This window comes from Pseudomonas sp. 9.1(2019), from assembly GCF_009910445.1.
GTDB classification, from domain to species: domain Bacteria; phylum Pseudomonadota; class Gammaproteobacteria; order Pseudomonadales; family Pseudomonadaceae; genus Aquipseudomonas; species Aquipseudomonas paraversuta.
In genome coordinates this window covers 26,639-42,464 of the sequence record NZ_VBWF01000001.1, presented here as the reverse complement: position 1 = coordinate 42,464, position 15,826 = coordinate 26,639, and the positions used below count along the sequence as shown (strand labels likewise).

At 57.7% G+C, this 15,826-nt stretch carries 13 protein-coding genes; 5 read left to right on the top strand and 8 right to left on the bottom strand.

Translation table 11 applies throughout. The features are described 5' to 3' along the window. The first annotated feature begins 113 nt into the window (after nucleotides 1-113). From rbfA to FEZ21_RS00165, 5 genes are all read left to right on the top strand, one after another. Nucleotides 114-515 carry a 30S ribosome-binding factor RbfA gene (rbfA, locus tag FEZ21_RS00185; RefSeq protein WP_003439623.1) on the top strand — a complete coding sequence of 134 codons (402 nt, stop codon included), beginning with the start codon at nucleotides 114-116 and terminating at the stop codon, nucleotides 513-515. Nucleotides 516-518: 3 nt separating this feature from the next. After that, on the top strand, nucleotides 519-1,436 hold the full coding sequence (gene truB, locus FEZ21_RS00180) for a tRNA pseudouridine(55) synthase TruB (RefSeq protein WP_003439625.1): 918 nt from the start codon (nucleotides 519-521) through the stop codon (nucleotides 1,434-1,436). A gap of 162 nt (nucleotides 1,437-1,598) precedes the next feature. Further along, nucleotides 1,599-1,868, top strand: a complete 270-nt coding sequence (rpsO, locus tag FEZ21_RS00175; protein WP_003439639.1) for a 30S ribosomal protein S15 — start codon at nucleotides 1,599-1,601, stop codon at nucleotides 1,866-1,868. A gap of 223 nt (nucleotides 1,869-2,091) precedes the next feature. Next, nucleotides 2,092-4,197 (top strand): polyribonucleotide nucleotidyltransferase, encoded by a 2,106-nt coding sequence (gene pnp, locus FEZ21_RS00170; protein ID WP_003439642.1) that lies wholly within the window; start codon nucleotides 2,092-2,094, stop codon nucleotides 4,195-4,197. A 290-nt stretch (nucleotides 4,198-4,487) separates the two neighbouring features. Next, complete coding sequence (locus FEZ21_RS00165; protein ID WP_003439643.1) at nucleotides 4,488-4,841, top strand: BON domain-containing protein; 354 nt, start codon at nucleotides 4,488-4,490, stop codon at nucleotides 4,839-4,841. A gap of 256 nt (nucleotides 4,842-5,097) precedes the next feature. Here FEZ21_RS00165 and FEZ21_RS00160 read toward each other — a convergent pair whose 3' ends face one another. The 8 genes from FEZ21_RS00160 to folK form a co-directional block, all read right to left on the bottom strand. After that, nucleotides 5,098-8,022: a DUF748 domain-containing protein gene (locus FEZ21_RS00160; RefSeq protein WP_160626189.1), complete on the bottom strand. Its 2,925-nt coding sequence runs from the start codon at nucleotides 8,020-8,022 to the stop codon at nucleotides 5,098-5,100. A 107-nt stretch (nucleotides 8,023-8,129) separates the two neighbouring features. Continuing rightward, a complete protein-coding gene (locus tag FEZ21_RS00155) occupies nucleotides 8,130-9,143 on the bottom strand; it encodes a class I SAM-dependent rRNA methyltransferase (RefSeq protein WP_127196816.1) in 1,014 nt (337 codons plus the stop codon). 133 nt (nucleotides 9,144-9,276) lie between these two features. Further along, the gene (locus FEZ21_RS00150; protein ID WP_003439649.1) at nucleotides 9,277-10,458 is read right to left on the bottom strand and encodes an acetyl-CoA C-acetyltransferase; all 1,182 of its coding nucleotides are present in this window, start codon (nucleotides 10,456-10,458) and stop codon (nucleotides 9,277-9,279) included. A 137-nt stretch (nucleotides 10,459-10,595) separates the two neighbouring features. Further along, nucleotides 10,596-11,465 carry an oxygenase MpaB family protein gene (locus tag FEZ21_RS00145; protein WP_003439651.1) on the bottom strand — a complete coding sequence of 290 codons (870 nt, stop codon included), beginning with the start codon at nucleotides 11,463-11,465 and terminating at the stop codon, nucleotides 10,596-10,598. 88 nt (nucleotides 11,466-11,553) lie between these two features. Then, nucleotides 11,554-13,218, bottom strand: a complete 1,665-nt coding sequence (gene pgi / locus FEZ21_RS00140) for a glucose-6-phosphate isomerase (RefSeq protein ID WP_160626186.1) — start codon at nucleotides 13,216-13,218, stop codon at nucleotides 11,554-11,556. 243 nt (nucleotides 13,219-13,461) lie between these two features. Next, complete coding sequence (panC, locus tag FEZ21_RS00135) at nucleotides 13,462-14,322, bottom strand: pantoate--beta-alanine ligase (protein ID WP_003439655.1); 861 nt, start codon at nucleotides 14,320-14,322, stop codon at nucleotides 13,462-13,464. Further along, nucleotides 14,319-15,119, bottom strand: a complete 801-nt coding sequence (gene panB, locus FEZ21_RS00130) for a 3-methyl-2-oxobutanoate hydroxymethyltransferase (RefSeq protein WP_003439657.1) — start codon at nucleotides 15,117-15,119, stop codon at nucleotides 14,319-14,321. The genes panC and panB overlap by 4 nt, the downstream gene beginning before the upstream one ends. A 196-nt stretch (nucleotides 15,120-15,315) precedes the next feature. Further along, entirely contained in the window at nucleotides 15,316-15,825 is a 510-nt protein-coding gene (folK, locus tag FEZ21_RS00125) for a 2-amino-4-hydroxy-6-hydroxymethyldihydropteridine diphosphokinase (protein WP_037001329.1), read from the bottom strand. Nucleotide 15,826 lies beyond the last annotated feature (1 nt).

Genomic DNA, 15,826 nt, shown 5'->3' with positions numbered 1-15,826 from the left:
TTGTGCCCGGCCTGGACTCTAAACGCAACGCCCGGTCCGGCTTCTGTCTGGCCGGGCGTTTGCCGCTTTCAGACCGCATGGGTTTCCCATGGGTGAGTAACAGGTAACAAGACATGGCAAAAGAATATAGCCGTACCCAACGAATTGGCGATCAGATGCAGCGCGAGCTGGCACAGCTGATCCGTCGTGAAGTCAAAGATCCACGCGTGGGTCTGGTTACAATTACCGCTGTTGAAGTCAGCCGTGACGTCGGTCACGCCAAGATCTTCATCACCGTGATGGGCCAGGACAACGCTGAAGACATCGCCCAGACCGTCAAGGTGCTGAACTCGGCAGCGGGTTTCCTGCGCATGCAACTGGCGCGTGAAATGAAACTGCGCAGCGTTCCGCAACTGCACTTCCACTACGATGAAAGTGTCGTGCGTGGTGCGCACCTGTCCGCCTTGATTGAGCGTGCAGTGGCTGAAGACAATCAGCATCCTGAAGGCACCGCTCCCGAAGACACCAAGGAGTAACCGGTGGCTCAGGTCAAGCGTATCCGTCGTAACGTCAGCGGTATCATCCTGCTCGACAAGCCGCTTGGATTCACCTCCAATGCGGCCCTGCAGAAAGTCCGCTGGCTGCTCAATGCCGAGAAGGCAGGGCACACCGGTAGCCTCGATCCATTGGCCAGTGGCGTATTGCCGCTGTGCTTTGGCGAAGCCACCAAGTTTTCGCAATACCTGCTCGATTCCGACAAGGGTTATGAAACCCTGATGCAATTGGGCAAGACCACGACCACAGCGGATGCCGAAGGCGATGTTTTGCTGACGCGTCCGGTGACCGTTGGTCGCGCCGATATTGAAGCTGTTTTACCCAAATTCCGTGGGCAAATCAGTCAGATACCGCCGATGTACTCTGCACTCAAGCGTGACGGCCAGCCGCTTTACAAGTTGGCTCGTGCAGGCGAAGTGGTGGAGCGCGAACCGCGTTCTGTTACTATTACCCGCCTCGAATTACTGGCCAGCGAAGGCGACACTGCGCGCTTGTCCGTCGACTGCACCAAAGGCACCTATATCCGTACCCTGGTGGAAGATATTGGTGAGCAACTGGGTTGCGGTGCATACGTTGCAGAGCTGCGTCGTACACACGCCGGACCTTTCAGCCTGGCCCAAACGGTCACTCTGGAAGAGTTGGAAGCTGTGCATGCCGAAGGCGGAAACGAAGCGGTTGACCGCTTCCTGATGCCATCGGACAGCGGTTTGCTGGACTGGCCTTTGCTGCACTTCTCGGAACACAGCGCATTCTATTGGCTTAATGGCCAACCGGTACGCGCTCCGGATGCTCCGAAGTTCGGCATGGTGCGGGTACAAGATCACAACGGTCGCTTTATCGGTATCGGTGAAGTGAGCGAAGACGGGCGCATCGCGCCGCGTCGACTGATTCGGTCAGAATGACCGGAACAGGCTGGCTCGAGATGTAATACTCTTTGGCCAGACTGGAACGAGGGTGGCTGTTATTAGGCACGGTCACTCCTCACTTATAAATACGAGGATTTGTCCTCGGCCTATTGGATCTGTCTTGTTCGCAAGCAGAACCCTAATGAAAGGAAATGCCCCATGGCACTGACAATCGAACATAAAGCAGAAATCGTAGCTGACTACCAGCAAGCTCCAGGTGATACAGGTTCTCCAGAAGTGCAGGTTGCACTGCTGACCTTTAACATCAACACGCTGCAAGGTCACTTCAAAGAAAACAAAAAAGACCACCACTCCCGTCGTGGTCTGATCCGCATGGTAAACCAGCGTCGCAAGCTGCTGGACTACCTCAAAGGCAAGAACGTTGAGCGTTACAAAACGCTGATCGCTCGCCTGGGTCTGCGTCGCTAATAGCGATGTTGCTAGAGGCTGGTCGTTTGTCGTGTATCTGCGGGTTTCCCGCAGGTGTACGGCAGGCTTCCAGCCTCAAGTTTTATCTGGGCCAGCCGGATTCTTACGAAAGCTCACCGTGCCGTCCGCTTTCGTAAGCATCTGAGTCGGGTCAATACCCGACATTGCGTCAGTATTTCGCAAGAAACCCGTTCCCCAAGAGCCACAAAGAAGGTAGGACACCGTGAACCCGGTTATCAAAAAATTCCAGTTCGGTCAGTCGACCGTCACCCTCGAGACTGGCCGTATCGCCCGTCAGGCCTCCGGCGCAGTATTGGTCACCGTTGACGACGACGTCAGCGTGTTGGTGACTGTTGTCGGCTCCAAGCAAGCTGATCCAGGCAAGGGCTTCTTCCCTCTGTCTGTTCACTACCAAGAAAAAACCTACGCCGCGGGTAAAATCCCGGGCGGTTTCTTCAAGCGTGAAGGTCGCCCTTCCGAGAAAGAAACCCTGACTTCGCGTCTGATCGACCGTCCGATCCGTCCGCTGTTCCCAGAAGGCTTCATGAACGAAGTGCAGGTTGTCTGCACCGTTCTGTCCACCAGCAAGAAAACCGATCCGGACGTCGCTGCGATGATCGGTACCTCGGCTGCTCTGGCAATCTCCGGTATTCCTTTTGATGGTCCGATCGGCGCCGCCCGCGTTGCTTACCACGAAAGCACTGGCTACCTGCTGAACCCGACTTACGAGCAACTGGCTGCTTCCAGCCTGGACATGGTTGTTGCCGGTACTTCGGAAGCTGTATTGATGGTTGAATCGGAAGCCAAAGAGCTGACCGAAGACCAGATGCTGGGCGCGGTACTGTTCGCCCACGACGAATTCCAGGTAGTGATCCAGGCTGTTAAAGAGCTGGCTGCCGAAGCTGCAAAACCGACTTGGGACTGGGCTCCTGCTCCAGAAGCCACCGCTCTGCTGGCCGCTATCCGCGCCGAGTTCGGCGAAGCGATCTCCCAGGCTTACACCCTGACCGTCAAGCACGAGCGTTATGCACGTCTGGGCGAACTGAAAGACCAGGTTGTTGCCAAGCTGTCCGGTGAAGAAGGCCAGCCGACTTCTGCTGAAGTCAAAGCTGCATTCGGCGAAATCGAATACCGCACCGTTCGCGAAAACATCGTTAACGGCAAGCCGCGTATCGATGGCCGTGACACCAAAACCGTTCGCCCTTTGAACATCGAAGTTGGCGTTCTGCCAAAGACCCACGGTTCGGCTCTGTTCACCCGTGGTGAAACTCAGGCTCTGGTCGTTGCAACTCTGGGTACTGCCCGTGATGCACAACTGCTGGACACCCTGGAAGGCGAGAAGAAAGACCCGTTCATGCTGCACTACAACTTCCCGCCGTTCTCGGTAGGTGAGTGTGGTCGCATGGGTGGCGCCGGTCGTCGCGAAATCGGTCACGGCCGTCTGGCCCGTCGTTCGGTTCAGGCCATGCTGCCTGCTGCCGACGTGTTCCCGTACACCATCCGTGTTGTATCGGAAATCACCGAGTCCAACGGTTCCAGCTCCATGGCTTCGGTCTGCGGCGCTTCCCTGGCACTGATGGACGCTGGTGTGCCGATGAAAGCACCGGTTGCCGGTATCGCCATGGGTCTGGTTAAAGAAGGCGAGAAATTCGCAGTTCTGACCGACATCCTGGGTGACGAAGATCACCTCGGCGACATGGACTTCAAAGTAGCAGGTACCGCTAAAGGTGTTACCGCGCTGCAGATGGACATCAAGATCAAAGGCATCACCGAAGAAATCATGGAGATCGCACTGGGCCAGGCCCTGGACGCTCGCCTGAACATCTTGGGTCAGATGAACCAGATCATTGCCGTATCGCGCAACGAATTGTCGGCCAACGCTCCGACCATGATTGCGATGAAGATCGACACCGACAAAATCCGTGATGTCATCGGTAAAGGCGGCGCGACCATCCGTGCAATCTGCGAAGAAACCAAGGCTTCGATCGATATCGAAGACGACGGTTCGATCAAGATCTTCGGCGAAACCAAGGAAGCAGCAGAAGCGGCGCGTCAGCGCGTTCTGGGCATCACCGCAGAAGCCGAAATCGGCAAGATCTACACCGGCAAGGTTGAGCGCATCGTCGACTTCGGCGCATTCGTAAACATCCTGCCAGGCAAAGACGGCCTGGTGCACATCTCCATGCTGAGCGATGCTCGTGTCGAGAAAGTGACTGACATTCTGAAAGAAGGTCAGGAAGTGGAAGTACTGGTACTGGACGTGGACAACCGCGGCCGTATCAAGCTCTCCATCAAGGACGTAGCAGCTGCCAAGGCTTCGGAAGCTTAATAGCCCCCGAAACCGGCGTTGAAAAAAGGATCCTTCGGGATCCTTTTTTTATGCCTGCAAGAAAGCTGGCAGATTCAAGGCCAACTGCCATTAAGCAAAAAGCCGCAACTTGCATGCAGATTGACGGGCAGTCATGCAAACTGCACGATCCTTGGTTTTTTGATTGATTATAAGTTATTGATTTATAAGGTTTTTTTAATTTCAGAAAGTTGGCATAAGCCCTGCAACAGTATAGGTAACCCTGCTGCCATGAGATGGCGCAGATTTTAAAGAAGACAGGAGTTACTCGTATGAAGAAGTTTGCTATCGCTGCTGCAACTGCTACCGCTCTGACCCTGACCATGGCCAACGCCGCATTTGCTGCTCAATCGACTGCACAGACCCCTATGGTTGTCGCTGCTGGCGAAATGACTAAAGCCAAAGAAGCTACTTCTGACACCTGGATCACAACCAAAGTTAAATCTGACCTGCTGACTGAAAAAGGCATTCCAGGTACTGACATCAAAGTAGAAACCAATAAAGGCGTGGTTTCGCTATCCTCGACTGTAGCGGTAACCGACGCACAGAAAGAGATGGCAGTTGCGATTGCCAAGAAAGTTAAAGGTGTTCAGGCAGTTTCGGCCGATGGCCTGAAAGCTGAGTAAGACACCCCAATTCGTGGAACCGGGGGAAAGCCGGAGCAGGTGATTGAAAGATCACCTGCTGGCTTTGAATACAGGTTCATGCGACGACCACACGGATGTGGTCATTACAGCCCTCGGCGCTTGCGTCGGGGGCTGTTCTATTTGGGCGAAGGAATAGTGCGCAAACCTAGTAGGAGCGAGCTTGCCCGCGATCCGGCCTGTGCGGTACCTCATCCAGGCCGCAGAGCCGCCATCGCGAGCAAGCCAGGTGAGGGCTTTACTCGCTGTCCAGATGCAGCGGGGTGATTACCCGGCCATCGCTCTCTGCCTGACCCAGGGTGGCATCGATAAAGTACACGCGGTCATCCGCCAGTTGGCCGTGGTCCACCAGATAGTCCTTGATGGTACTGGCACGATCCTGCCCCAGTTGGCGGAGCAGAACTTCACTTTTGCTCCAGAAGTCCACCAGCGCTGCACTCATCTTGGCCGCACGTTCATCACGACTTAGATCAGCCCACTCGGCAGGCGGCTGCTGTTTCAGGCGGGCCCGGTAAATCCCTTCCAGTAATGGACCTTTTTCATCATCCGGGACCTTGAGCTGCGAAGCCTGAGCCGGCACCTTTTCTCCCTTGCGCTGGAGAATCTTGTAGTAGGTGTACTGGTATTCGCGCTCAAGACGATCCTGGGCAATATGCGGACCGTCACTGCTTTGCGCGGCGGTGCCTTCGATTTCCAGGCGCAGGCCCGGACGTTTTTTCAGCGCCTGGGCCAGGGTGTCCAGGGCTTTTTGCGCTTCAGGGCTCAGCTCGCTTGATCCTGGCGCGAATGACACCGTGCCCAGGTCTTCGGCGCCACCGCCGCTGACCAGCCCGCCAATGAACTTGAAGGGCGCTGTAGCGGCTCGGACCACAAGGTTGCGCAAGGTTTGCCAGACTATGGGCATTACGCTGAATTGCGGGTTGTTCAGGTCTCCGGTCACCGGCAACTCGATGGAGATGGTGCCGTCTGAATCCTTGAGCAAGGCAATCGCCAGTTTCAGGGGCAGGTTCACCGCATCCGGGCTGTCGACTTTCTCCCCCAGCTGCAATTGCTCGATGACAACCTTGTTTTCAGCCTTGAGCTGACCCTTGGTGATCAGGTAATGCAGATCAAGATTGAGGCGGCCCTTGCGGATCCGGTAACCGGCAAACTTGCCGGAGTAGGGGGTCAGCGTAGTCAGCTCGACGCGTTTGAAGCTGGTGGCAATGTCCAGGCTGGCCATTGGATCGAATGGATTGACACTGCCCTTGATCGTAACCGGTGCATAGCGGTCAACCTTGCCCGAGATATCAACCCTGGCAGGTTTGGCATCACGGCTGTCAATGGTGCCGATCTGGCCGTTGAGTTGCTGAATGGCCGTGGCGAAGTTGGGGGTCAGACTGAAGTCGGCGAAATTTGCCGAACCATCATTGATCGCGATACCGCCGACATAGATGCCCAGCGGCTTATCCTGTTTCGCCGCGGGCCCGGCAGCGCTTTTTGCGCCACTGCTGGCCGGTTGCGGGATCAACAGGTCGTCCACGTTGGTGGTGCGATCATCGTTGATCATGAAGCGCACATAGGGCTGTGTCAGATTGACCTTGCTGATCGACAGGCTGTCGCCGTGCCGGTATTTGACATCTTCCAGCACCAGCCGCTGCCACTTGAGGAAGTCCCGGTTTTTCAGGGTGTCCAGAGTGTGCAGTTGATCGACCTGGGCACGACCCTCAACGGTGAAAGCCAGCGGTTCTGTGCTTTTGAGGTTGACTGCCAGGTCGCTGCCGAGCATGCCGCTACGCAGTTCAAGGCGCATGAACGGGTCGATATAGGCCTGGGCCACCCGCAGATCGATGTCTTTGGTGGTGACCTTGAGTGCGGCGCTGACCGGATTCAGGTTCACATCACCGATGGCAGTGAGCTGGCCTTGTTTGCCAACGCCGGTGTCGAGCCTGAGGTTAAACGGCGACCGGTTCAGGCTGTCGAAGTTTTTCAGGTCCAGGTTCAGGGGGCCGATATCCAGTGCTACCGGGGTACTTGGCTGCTTGTCGGCCAGGTGCACCCGATAGTCGCGCAGTTCAACATCCTTGAGCAGCACCTGCCATGGTTTGCTCGGCGCAGCCGGGCCTGGTTTTGGGGCTTCAACAGTGACAGGGTCACTGGTTTTAGGTGCGGTTTTTGCGGGTTGCTCGGCAAACAGTTTTTGCCAGTCAAGCTGACCATCCTTCTCGCGAGCGGCCCAGGTTTCCAGGTTCTTGCTCTGGATCTTGCCGACAACCACTTTCTGTTTAGCCAGGTCCACCGTGGTGTCGCTCACATCAAGTCGCTCCAGACGCGCCAGCGGGCGGCCATCCGGGGCATTGATCCTGAACGGCGCGATGCTGGCCGAGGCATTGCTCAACACCATCTCGGTGTCTTTGGCCAGATCCAGGGTGTAGTCGGTGCTGAAATTCAGAATGCCGTCTTCGAGTACCAGCGGCACCGAATCGCGGACATAGGGCCACCAGGCTTTCATTTTGGCGTCGGTGACTTTGAGTTTGCCCTGGGACGTAATCGGCACCAGGCTCAGCTTGCCGCTCCAGTCGACTCTGCCGCCCTCGGGGCCGGCAGCCACCAGCGTCATTTCAGCGTTGTCGTCGGGTAGGGTGCTGAGGTTTTTCAACTCAAAGTTCATTGAGTCGTAGAGAAACTCTATGGGCTCACTGGGACGCATATCGACGAAGTGCAGATAGCCGTCAGCCAGTTTTATATTGTCGATGCGCAGCGGGAAGGGTTTGCTTTGCGGCTCGTCGGGCTTGGGCTCGCTGGCAGGCAATTTGAACAGCTGGCTCAGATTGAGCGTGCCGTCCTTGTTGAACAGCACCTCGGTTTTGGGCTTGTCCAGCTGCACGTCGGCCAGGTGCAAGGCTTTGGTCCACACGCTGTCTGATTGCAGATTGACATAGAGTCGGTCAAACCCGGCTTGCTGCTTGCCCGGCTCGCCGACTTGCAACCCCCACAGTGTGAGCTCAAGGGTAAATGGATTGAACTCCAGACGGTCGAGTCTGGCCGGTACTGTGGCGTAGTTGGCCAGTTGCTGGTTGACGATACGCAGACCGATACCGGGTAAAATCAGGAAGCCCAGCAGGCTATAGAGTGCAATCGCTACCAGCACTGCGCCAATGGCGCGGATCAATCCTTTGGTCATGTGGGGCTTCGTCTATTGGTGGCCAAGGTGCCTTGGAGTATGGCACGCGTTTCTGGTTCCGAGACAAGCACCATATTTTAAGCGGGGTCTGGCTTTTTGGGTTCTGGTTAAAACTGCAAAATCAGGGTTTTGAGCGGCGGCTGCTGGTCCAGTGACGGGAAGTCGCTGGCCGGGCTCAGTACTTGCCAGTCGCGTACCGGGCGGCCGGCTTTTTCGGCACAGCGCAATACCTGCTCGCGCCAGTCGTCCATGCTGACTTTTGCCAGATTGTTGCAGCAGATCAGCACGCCATCTGGCGCAGTGGCCAGTACGGCGGGTTTTAGCAGGCTCTGGTAGTCACGCAACAGATCGACTGTACCGAAAGCGCTCTTGGCCCAAGCTGGTGGGTCCAGTAGCACCAGGTCGTATTCCCGCTGATCCAGACGCGGGTAGGACGGCAGCTTGTGACGACGCTGAATGATCGGCAACCCGGCCAGTTGGCGGATGGCGGCAAAGTAGTCGGACTGGACGAACTTCATCTTTTTCAGTTCAGGGTTCAGCAGGCCATTTTCACGACCCACCGCCAGGTTGCCTTCGGCAAAATCCAGATTGCAGACTTCACTGGCACCGCCGGCTGCGGCGCTCAGACCCACGCCACAGGTGTAGGCGAACAGGTTGAGCACGCTTTTGCCGGCGCTATGTTGTTTGACCCAGCCGCGAGCATTGCGCAGGTCTAGAAACAGCAGCGGGTCCTGGCCGGCATGGCGGCCACGCACGCGGTAGTTCAGCCCCCATTCATGGCCCACCAGATCTGCAAGAGCGGCGTCTTCGGCGCGGTACAGGGTATCTTCGCGATCGATGCGCGAGTTGCCCCGGGAACGGTCGTTGTAAACCAGCAGTAACTCCAGCCCCAGGTGCTGGTTGATTGCCCCGTGCAGTTGCAGCAAATCATCGCGCTCAAGACTCTGGTGGAAGCTTTGCACCAGTAGCTGCGGGCCGTAGCGGTCAATAGTCAAGCCGCCGGCGCCTTCCTGACTGCCGTGGAACAGGCGATAGCAATCAGTGCCCTGAGCATGCAGCTCGGCCAATAAGTCCTGACGGTTATCGAGGGCGGCGCGCAGCGCCTGATTCAAGGAAGACATGCGAAGCGCCTTGGGGGGATAGATAAGGCGCGGCAGTTTAACAGAACGGGCATTTGTAGTCGCTGCCGCAGGCAGCCAAGGGTTGCACCGCAACCCTTGGCAACGCTCACCGCGAGCCCATTCAGGCTGTTGGTTATTCGCGTTCGATTGCCAGGGCTACACCCTGGCCGCCACCGATGCACAGCGTGGCGAGCCCTTTTTTAGCGTCACGCTTGAGCATTTCGTGGAGCAGGGTGACCAGAATGCGGCAGCCTGACGCGCCAATCGGGTGGCCAATGGCAATTGCGCCACCGTTAACGTTGACCTTGTCTGCATCCCAGTTCAGCTCTTTGCCGACTGACAGTGCCTGTGCCGCGAATGCTTCGTTGGCCTCGATCAGGTCCAGCTGCTCAAGACTCCAGCCGGCTTTGCTCAGGCAACGTTGAGTGGCGCTCACCGGGCCGATGCCCATGATTGCCGGGTCAACACCCGCGTTGGCGTAGGCGGCGATTTTGGCCAGCACAGGCAAACCCAGGGCTTTGGCTTTGGTTGCGCTCATCAGCAACACCGCTGCAGCGCCGTCATTGAGGGAGGAGGCGTTGCCCGCGGTGACCGAGCCGTCTTTTTTGAAGGCCGGCTTGAGCTTGGCCAGCGACTCGGCGGTGGTGCCGGCGCGTGGCTGTTCATCGGTGGCGAAGGCAATCGGATCACCCTTGCGCTGCGGGATCAGAATCGGCGTGATTTCATCCACAAAACGCCCGGTTTCGATGGCCTCTACGGCTTTCTGCTGAGAGCGGGCGGCAAACCCATCCTGCTCTTCACGGCTGATGCCGTACTTATCCACAAGGTTCTCGGCCGTGATGCCCATGTGGTAATCGTTGAACGCATCCCACAGGCCGTCACTGATCATGGTGTCGATGATCTGGCTGTGGCCCATGCGCAGACCGGTACGTGCGCCGGGCATGATGTAGTTGGACAGGCTCATGTTCTCCTGGCCTCCGGCAATGATCACCTCGGCATCGCCGCAACGAATGGCCTGCGCCGCCAGATGCAAAGCTTTGAGGCCCGAGCCGCAGACCTTGTTGAGGGTCATTGCAGGTACGGCGAACGGCAGTCCGGCCTTGATCGCGGCCTGACGTGCAGGGTTTTGTCCGGCACCGGCGGTCAGTACCTGGCCCATGATCACTTCGTCGACCTGGGCGCCGTCGAGGCCGGTTTTTTCCAGCAGCCGACGAATCACTGCGGCGCCCAGATCAACAGCGGGTACGTGGGCCAGCGAGCCCTGGAAGCTGCCGACGGCAGTGCGGGTGGCGGCAACGATTACGACGTCTTGCATTGCGGGAATCCTCATTATTATTGGAATGTCAGGCCTGGAGACAGGCGGGTTTGGTTATCGCTGGCAAGCCAGCTCCCACAAGATCGGTAGCCAGCCAGTGGGCGCTGGTTTGTCAGCAGACAGGATCTGCATGGTCTTCAACCTAACCCCATACGCCGTCGCGCCCGCTGGACCGAGCCATTACGCACGGCCCAGCGCAGAATCGGCGCAGTACTGCTAACCCCTGCCCGTACCAGCTTTCGCGTCAGGGGCTGTTGCTGCAGGCCCAGTTGATCACTGGCCCAGTCCGGGAGCAAATCAATCCCTGCTTGCATCATCAGTGCACCAAAGGGTTTTGCAAGCAGGCTGGGGGCTGGCGCGTTGAGCAGCAGGCGCATCACCTCGTGACTGCGTTCATCGCACAGCAACTGTGGCCGCACGCGCTCCAGATAGTCGGCAATTTGCTGGCGGGAGCGCGGGACGTTGGTCGCCCCCAGGCGTTCGGCAACCAGGGCAATCTCGTCGTAGTACTGGTCTTGATCCGCGGCGGATAAATGCGGATTGCGGTAACGGATATGGGCCGCAAGGAAGTTGCTGACTTCGGCCACATGCACCCAGGTCAGTAACTCCGGATCACTGGCGGCATATGGCCGGCCATCGAGCCCGGTGCCTGTGACTTGCAGGTGAATGGTGCGTACTTTTTCGATCAGCCAGTTGGCGTCCCTGGTGGAGCCAAACGTGGTGCCAGAAATAAACTGCCCGGTGCGCCGCAGCCGTCCCAGCATGTCCTGGCGAAAATTGGAGTGGTCCCACACCCCGGCCAATGCCAGCGGGTGCAAGGCTTGAAGCATCAGGGCGCTGATACCGCCAATCAGCATGCTGGTGAAGTCACCATGTACTTGCCAGCTGATGGAAGCGGGGCCAAACAGGCCGGGGTCGCCCGGGGGTGTTTCGAGGTCGAGCTGGCCAAGTGAAAGCCCGGTCAGGCTCATGATTTGGCGTTCGATAGGGCGGCGGATAAATTCCATGATACCTCGAGGGTGCCAGGGGCCGTTGACGTCGCCGTGATAGCTATGTGTCAACAGCCCCTGGCCAGTCGGGGAGACTGGCTATCAATCAACCGCGGTGACGACCGCGGAAGTAGTTGATCAGACCTTGGGTCGATGCATCGTCAGCAGGCTCTTCAAGGCTGCCGGTCAGGCGGTTGTAGACGCCTTTGCCGAGCTCTTTGCCCAGCTCCACGCCCCACTGGTCGAAGGCGTTGATGCCCCAGATCACGCTCTGCACGAAGACTTTGTGCTCGTACAGCGCAACCAGTGCGCCCAGACGACGAGGGCTGATGCGCTCAACCACAATGGTGTTGCTCGGACGATTGCCCGGGATCACCTTGTGCGGTGCGAGTTTTTGCACCCCTTCTTCGGACAGGCCCTTGTCGCGCAACTCCGCTTCGGCTTCTTCGCGGGTTTTACCCAGCATCAGCGCCTGGCTTTGCGACAGACAGTTTGCGTACAGCCACTGATGGTGATCGGAAACCGGATTGAAGCTGACGATCGGCACGATAAAGTCGGCCGGAATCAACAAGGTGCCTTGGTGGAGCAACTGGTGGTAGGCATGCTGGCCATTACAGCCAACGCCGCCCCAGATTACCGGGCCGGTGTCGGTCGACACGGGAGTGCCGTCCTGGCGCACGCTCTTGCCGTTGGATTCCATATCCAGTTGCTGCAAGTGCTTGGTGATGTTTCGCAGGTAATGGTCATAGGGAAGGATGGCGTGGCTTTGCGCTCCCCAGAAATTGCCATACCAGACACCCAGCGCTGCCATCAGCACGGGCATGTTTTGCTCGAACGGTGCGTTCTGGAAGTGTTGGTCCATGCTGTAGGCGCCGGACAGTAGCTCTTTGAAGTTGGACATGCCGATGGCCAGGGCAATCGGCAAACCAATGGCCGACCACAGCGAGTAACGACCGCCAACCCAGTCCCACATCGGGAAGATGTTTTCTTCACGAATACCAAATGCTACCGCTGCCGCATTGTTGCTCGACACCGCGATAAAGTGACGGTGCAGCTCGGCTTCCGAACCACCTTGCGCCAGGTACCAGGCACGGGCGGCCTGGGCATTCTTCAGGGTTTCGAGGGTGTTGAAGGATTTCGACGAAACGATGAACAGGGTGGTTTCTGCACGCAGCTTTGCAGTCAGTTCATGGAACTCGCTGCCGTCGATATTCGCCAGATAATGGCAGCGTACGCCTTTTTGGGCGTAGGACAGCAGCGCTTCGGACACCAGTTCCGGGCCGAGGAACGAGCCTCCGATACCGATGTTCACCACATCAGTGATCGGCTTTTCGGTGTAACCGCGCCATAGGCCATCGTGAATCCGGCCGACCAGTTCGGTCATTTGATTCAGAACTTTATGCACCTGGGGCATGATGTTTACGCCACTTACCGACAGTTTGTCGGCCACTGGGCGGCGCAACGCGGTATGCAGGGCAGGCCGGTTTTCGGAGGCGTTGACGATTTCGCCTTCAAACAACGACTTGATCGCGCCTTTGAGATCAACCTCATTGGCCAGGTTAACCAGCAAGTCGCGGGTTTCATCGGTGATCAGGTTTTTCGAGTAGTCCAGAAACAAACCGCAGCTGCTGAGGGTGAAATCCTCGAAGCGCTTCGGGTTGCTATTGAATGCATCGCGCATGCTGAAATTTTGCATGTCGGCACGGTGAAGTTTCAACGCTTGCCAGGCAGGCAGAGCGGTAACGTCTTGAGGAGTGCGGTAGTACGCCATCGCTGCGAATATCCTTTTGCTTGAACTGCCTTTTGGACACTGAGAACACCGAGACCTTCGTTAATGTCGAGGTGCTCGGTCAGTCTGTTTCTGCATCTATGTCAGAAGTCGGGCGATAACAGTAAACCTAGCGCCCGCTTCTGTCTCGGTTTTGTCTGACAACAGGCCGTAACTTTTGTCACCGCTCTGTTATACAAGATGAAACGTTTCAGTGGTGGTGTGGGGGCCACACAGTCGGTGCCGTTAAAGCCCGCTGTCGAGATTGAGATGCACGTTGTCGATCAGGCGCGTGGTGCCCAGGAACGCGGCCACCAAAATCACCAGGTCGCGGTCAGTCGCCAGAGCCGGGAGCAAGGTTTGTCCATGGCGCACTTCCAGGTAGTCCATGCGAAAGCCCGCAGCTTCGATTTGTTCCCGATGCAGGGCGGTCAGCTTTGCAAAGTCGCGTTCGCCTGCGTTGATGGCTTTGCTCATTGCTTTGAGGTGGCGATACAACTCAGGCGCTATGGCACGCTGCTCCGGGCTCAGGTATCCGTTGCGCGAAGACAGGGCCAGGCCGTCGTCGGCCCGTACGGTGGGCTCGCCAATGATCTGGAGCGGCATGTTCAGGTCATGGACCATGGCCCGAATAACCGCCAGCTGCTGGTAGTCCTTCTGCCCGAAGATAGCCAGGTCGGGCTGTACCATGTTGAACAGCTTGCTGACCACTGTGGTCACACCGTCGAAATGCCCCGGGCGGCGGCTGCCACACAGTTCATTGCTCAGCTGTGCCGCGGTAACACGGGTCAGCCCGGTCATGCCATGGGGGTACATTTCTTCAACGGTTGGGGCAAACAGCAAATGGCAGCCCGCCTGCAGGAGTTTTTCCTGATCGGCGGCCAGGGTGCGCGGATAAGTATCCAGGTCTTCGTTGGCACCGAATTGCAGCGGGTTGACGAAAATGCTCGCCACTACAAAGTCCGCCTGTTGAGCGGCGGTGGTGACTAACGCAGCGTGGCCGCTGTGCAGGTTGCCCATGGTTGGAACCAGGCCGATTTGCTTGCCTTCGCGGCGCGCGCGGGCAACAGCCGCGCGCAATTCGCGAACAGTTTTAACAGTGTTCATGCAGAGAATCCGTGCTCGGTGCCAGGGAAGCTGACGGCTTTGACTTCAGTCACGTAAGCGCCAAGTGCTGACTGGATATCGGGTTGGCCGGTCATGAAGTTTTTTACGAACTTGGGGACGCGTCCGGTCAGGGACAGGCCCAGCATGTCGTGCAGTACCAGCACCTGGCCGTCGGTGTCGCTGCCTGCACCAATGCCGATCACCGGGATTTTTACGGCGAGGGTGATTTCTTTTGCCAGCTCGCTGGGTACGCATTCGAGCAGCAGCATGGCCGCTCCTGCCTGTTCCAGGGCGATGGCATCGGCCCGCATCTGCCGCGCCTGGTTTTCGTTGCGGCCCTGGACCTTGTAGCCGCCCAGTACGTTCACTGTCTGCGGGGTCAGGCCCATGTGCGCGCATACCGGAATCCCGCGCTCGGTCATCACGCGAATCGATTCGGCGAGCCACAAAGCGCCTTCTACCTTGACCATATGTGCGCCTGCTTTCATCAGCAGGGCACTGTTGTTCAAGGATTGCTCGAGCGTCGCGTTCGCCATGAAAGGCATGTCCGCGAGTATCAGTGCGTCCTGGTTGCCGCGCTTGACGCAAGCCACGTGGTAGACCATTTCGCCCGTGGTGACTGGCAGAGTGCTGTCATGCCCTTGCAGAACCATGCCCAGGGAATCGCCTACCAGTAACACTTCAACACCTGCCTGATTGCAGGCGTGGGAGAAGGTGGCGTCATAGCACGTCAGCATGGTGATTTTCTCACCTTTTTGCTTAAGGCTTTGCAGGGTGGTCAGGGTGATAGCTGGCATGAAAAGGATCCTCGTCAGGCAGTGTGATAACCACTGCGAGTAACGCGCGTGATTCATCGTTATAGGCAGGTACACCTTTATGGAGGGTGCTTGTTAAGCCTGCTTTTCACATTGCGCCGTCCAGTGGACGGCAGCGGGATGCCTATAGTCGTGACGAGCACACGGGAAGTCAATTCCGGGTGTTACTGGCGGAGTGTTACCGCGCCGGTTGATTCGATTCAGCGATGGGGGGAAGGCGCTCCAGACCGACAAAAGGGCACTCAGCCAATAGTTGGGCGAGGCTACGGCCATCGGCGAGGGTGAGCGTGGCGGGTGCCAGTTCGGCCAGCGGGTAGAGCACGAAAGGACGGGCCTGCATATGGTAGTGCGGGACTTTCAGGCGGGGGGTGTCGATCAGTCGGTCGCCGAACAGCAGGATATCCAGGTCCAGTGTGCGCGGGCCCCAGCGTTCGTGACGCTCGCGGCCCTGGTCGATCTCGATGGCTTGTAGCGCATCGAGTAACTCCAGGGGTTCCAGTTCAGAGTCGATAGCTGCCACCGCATTGGTGTAGCGCGGCTGACCGGGTAACAACGAGTCGCTTTGATAGAACGCTGAGACTCCGGCGAACCGGGAGTCAGGCAATTGCGCCAGCGCTTGTATGGCGCTGCGCAATTGCTCAGCCGGGTCAGCCAGATTGCTGCCCATTCCGATATAGATCCGTTCCATC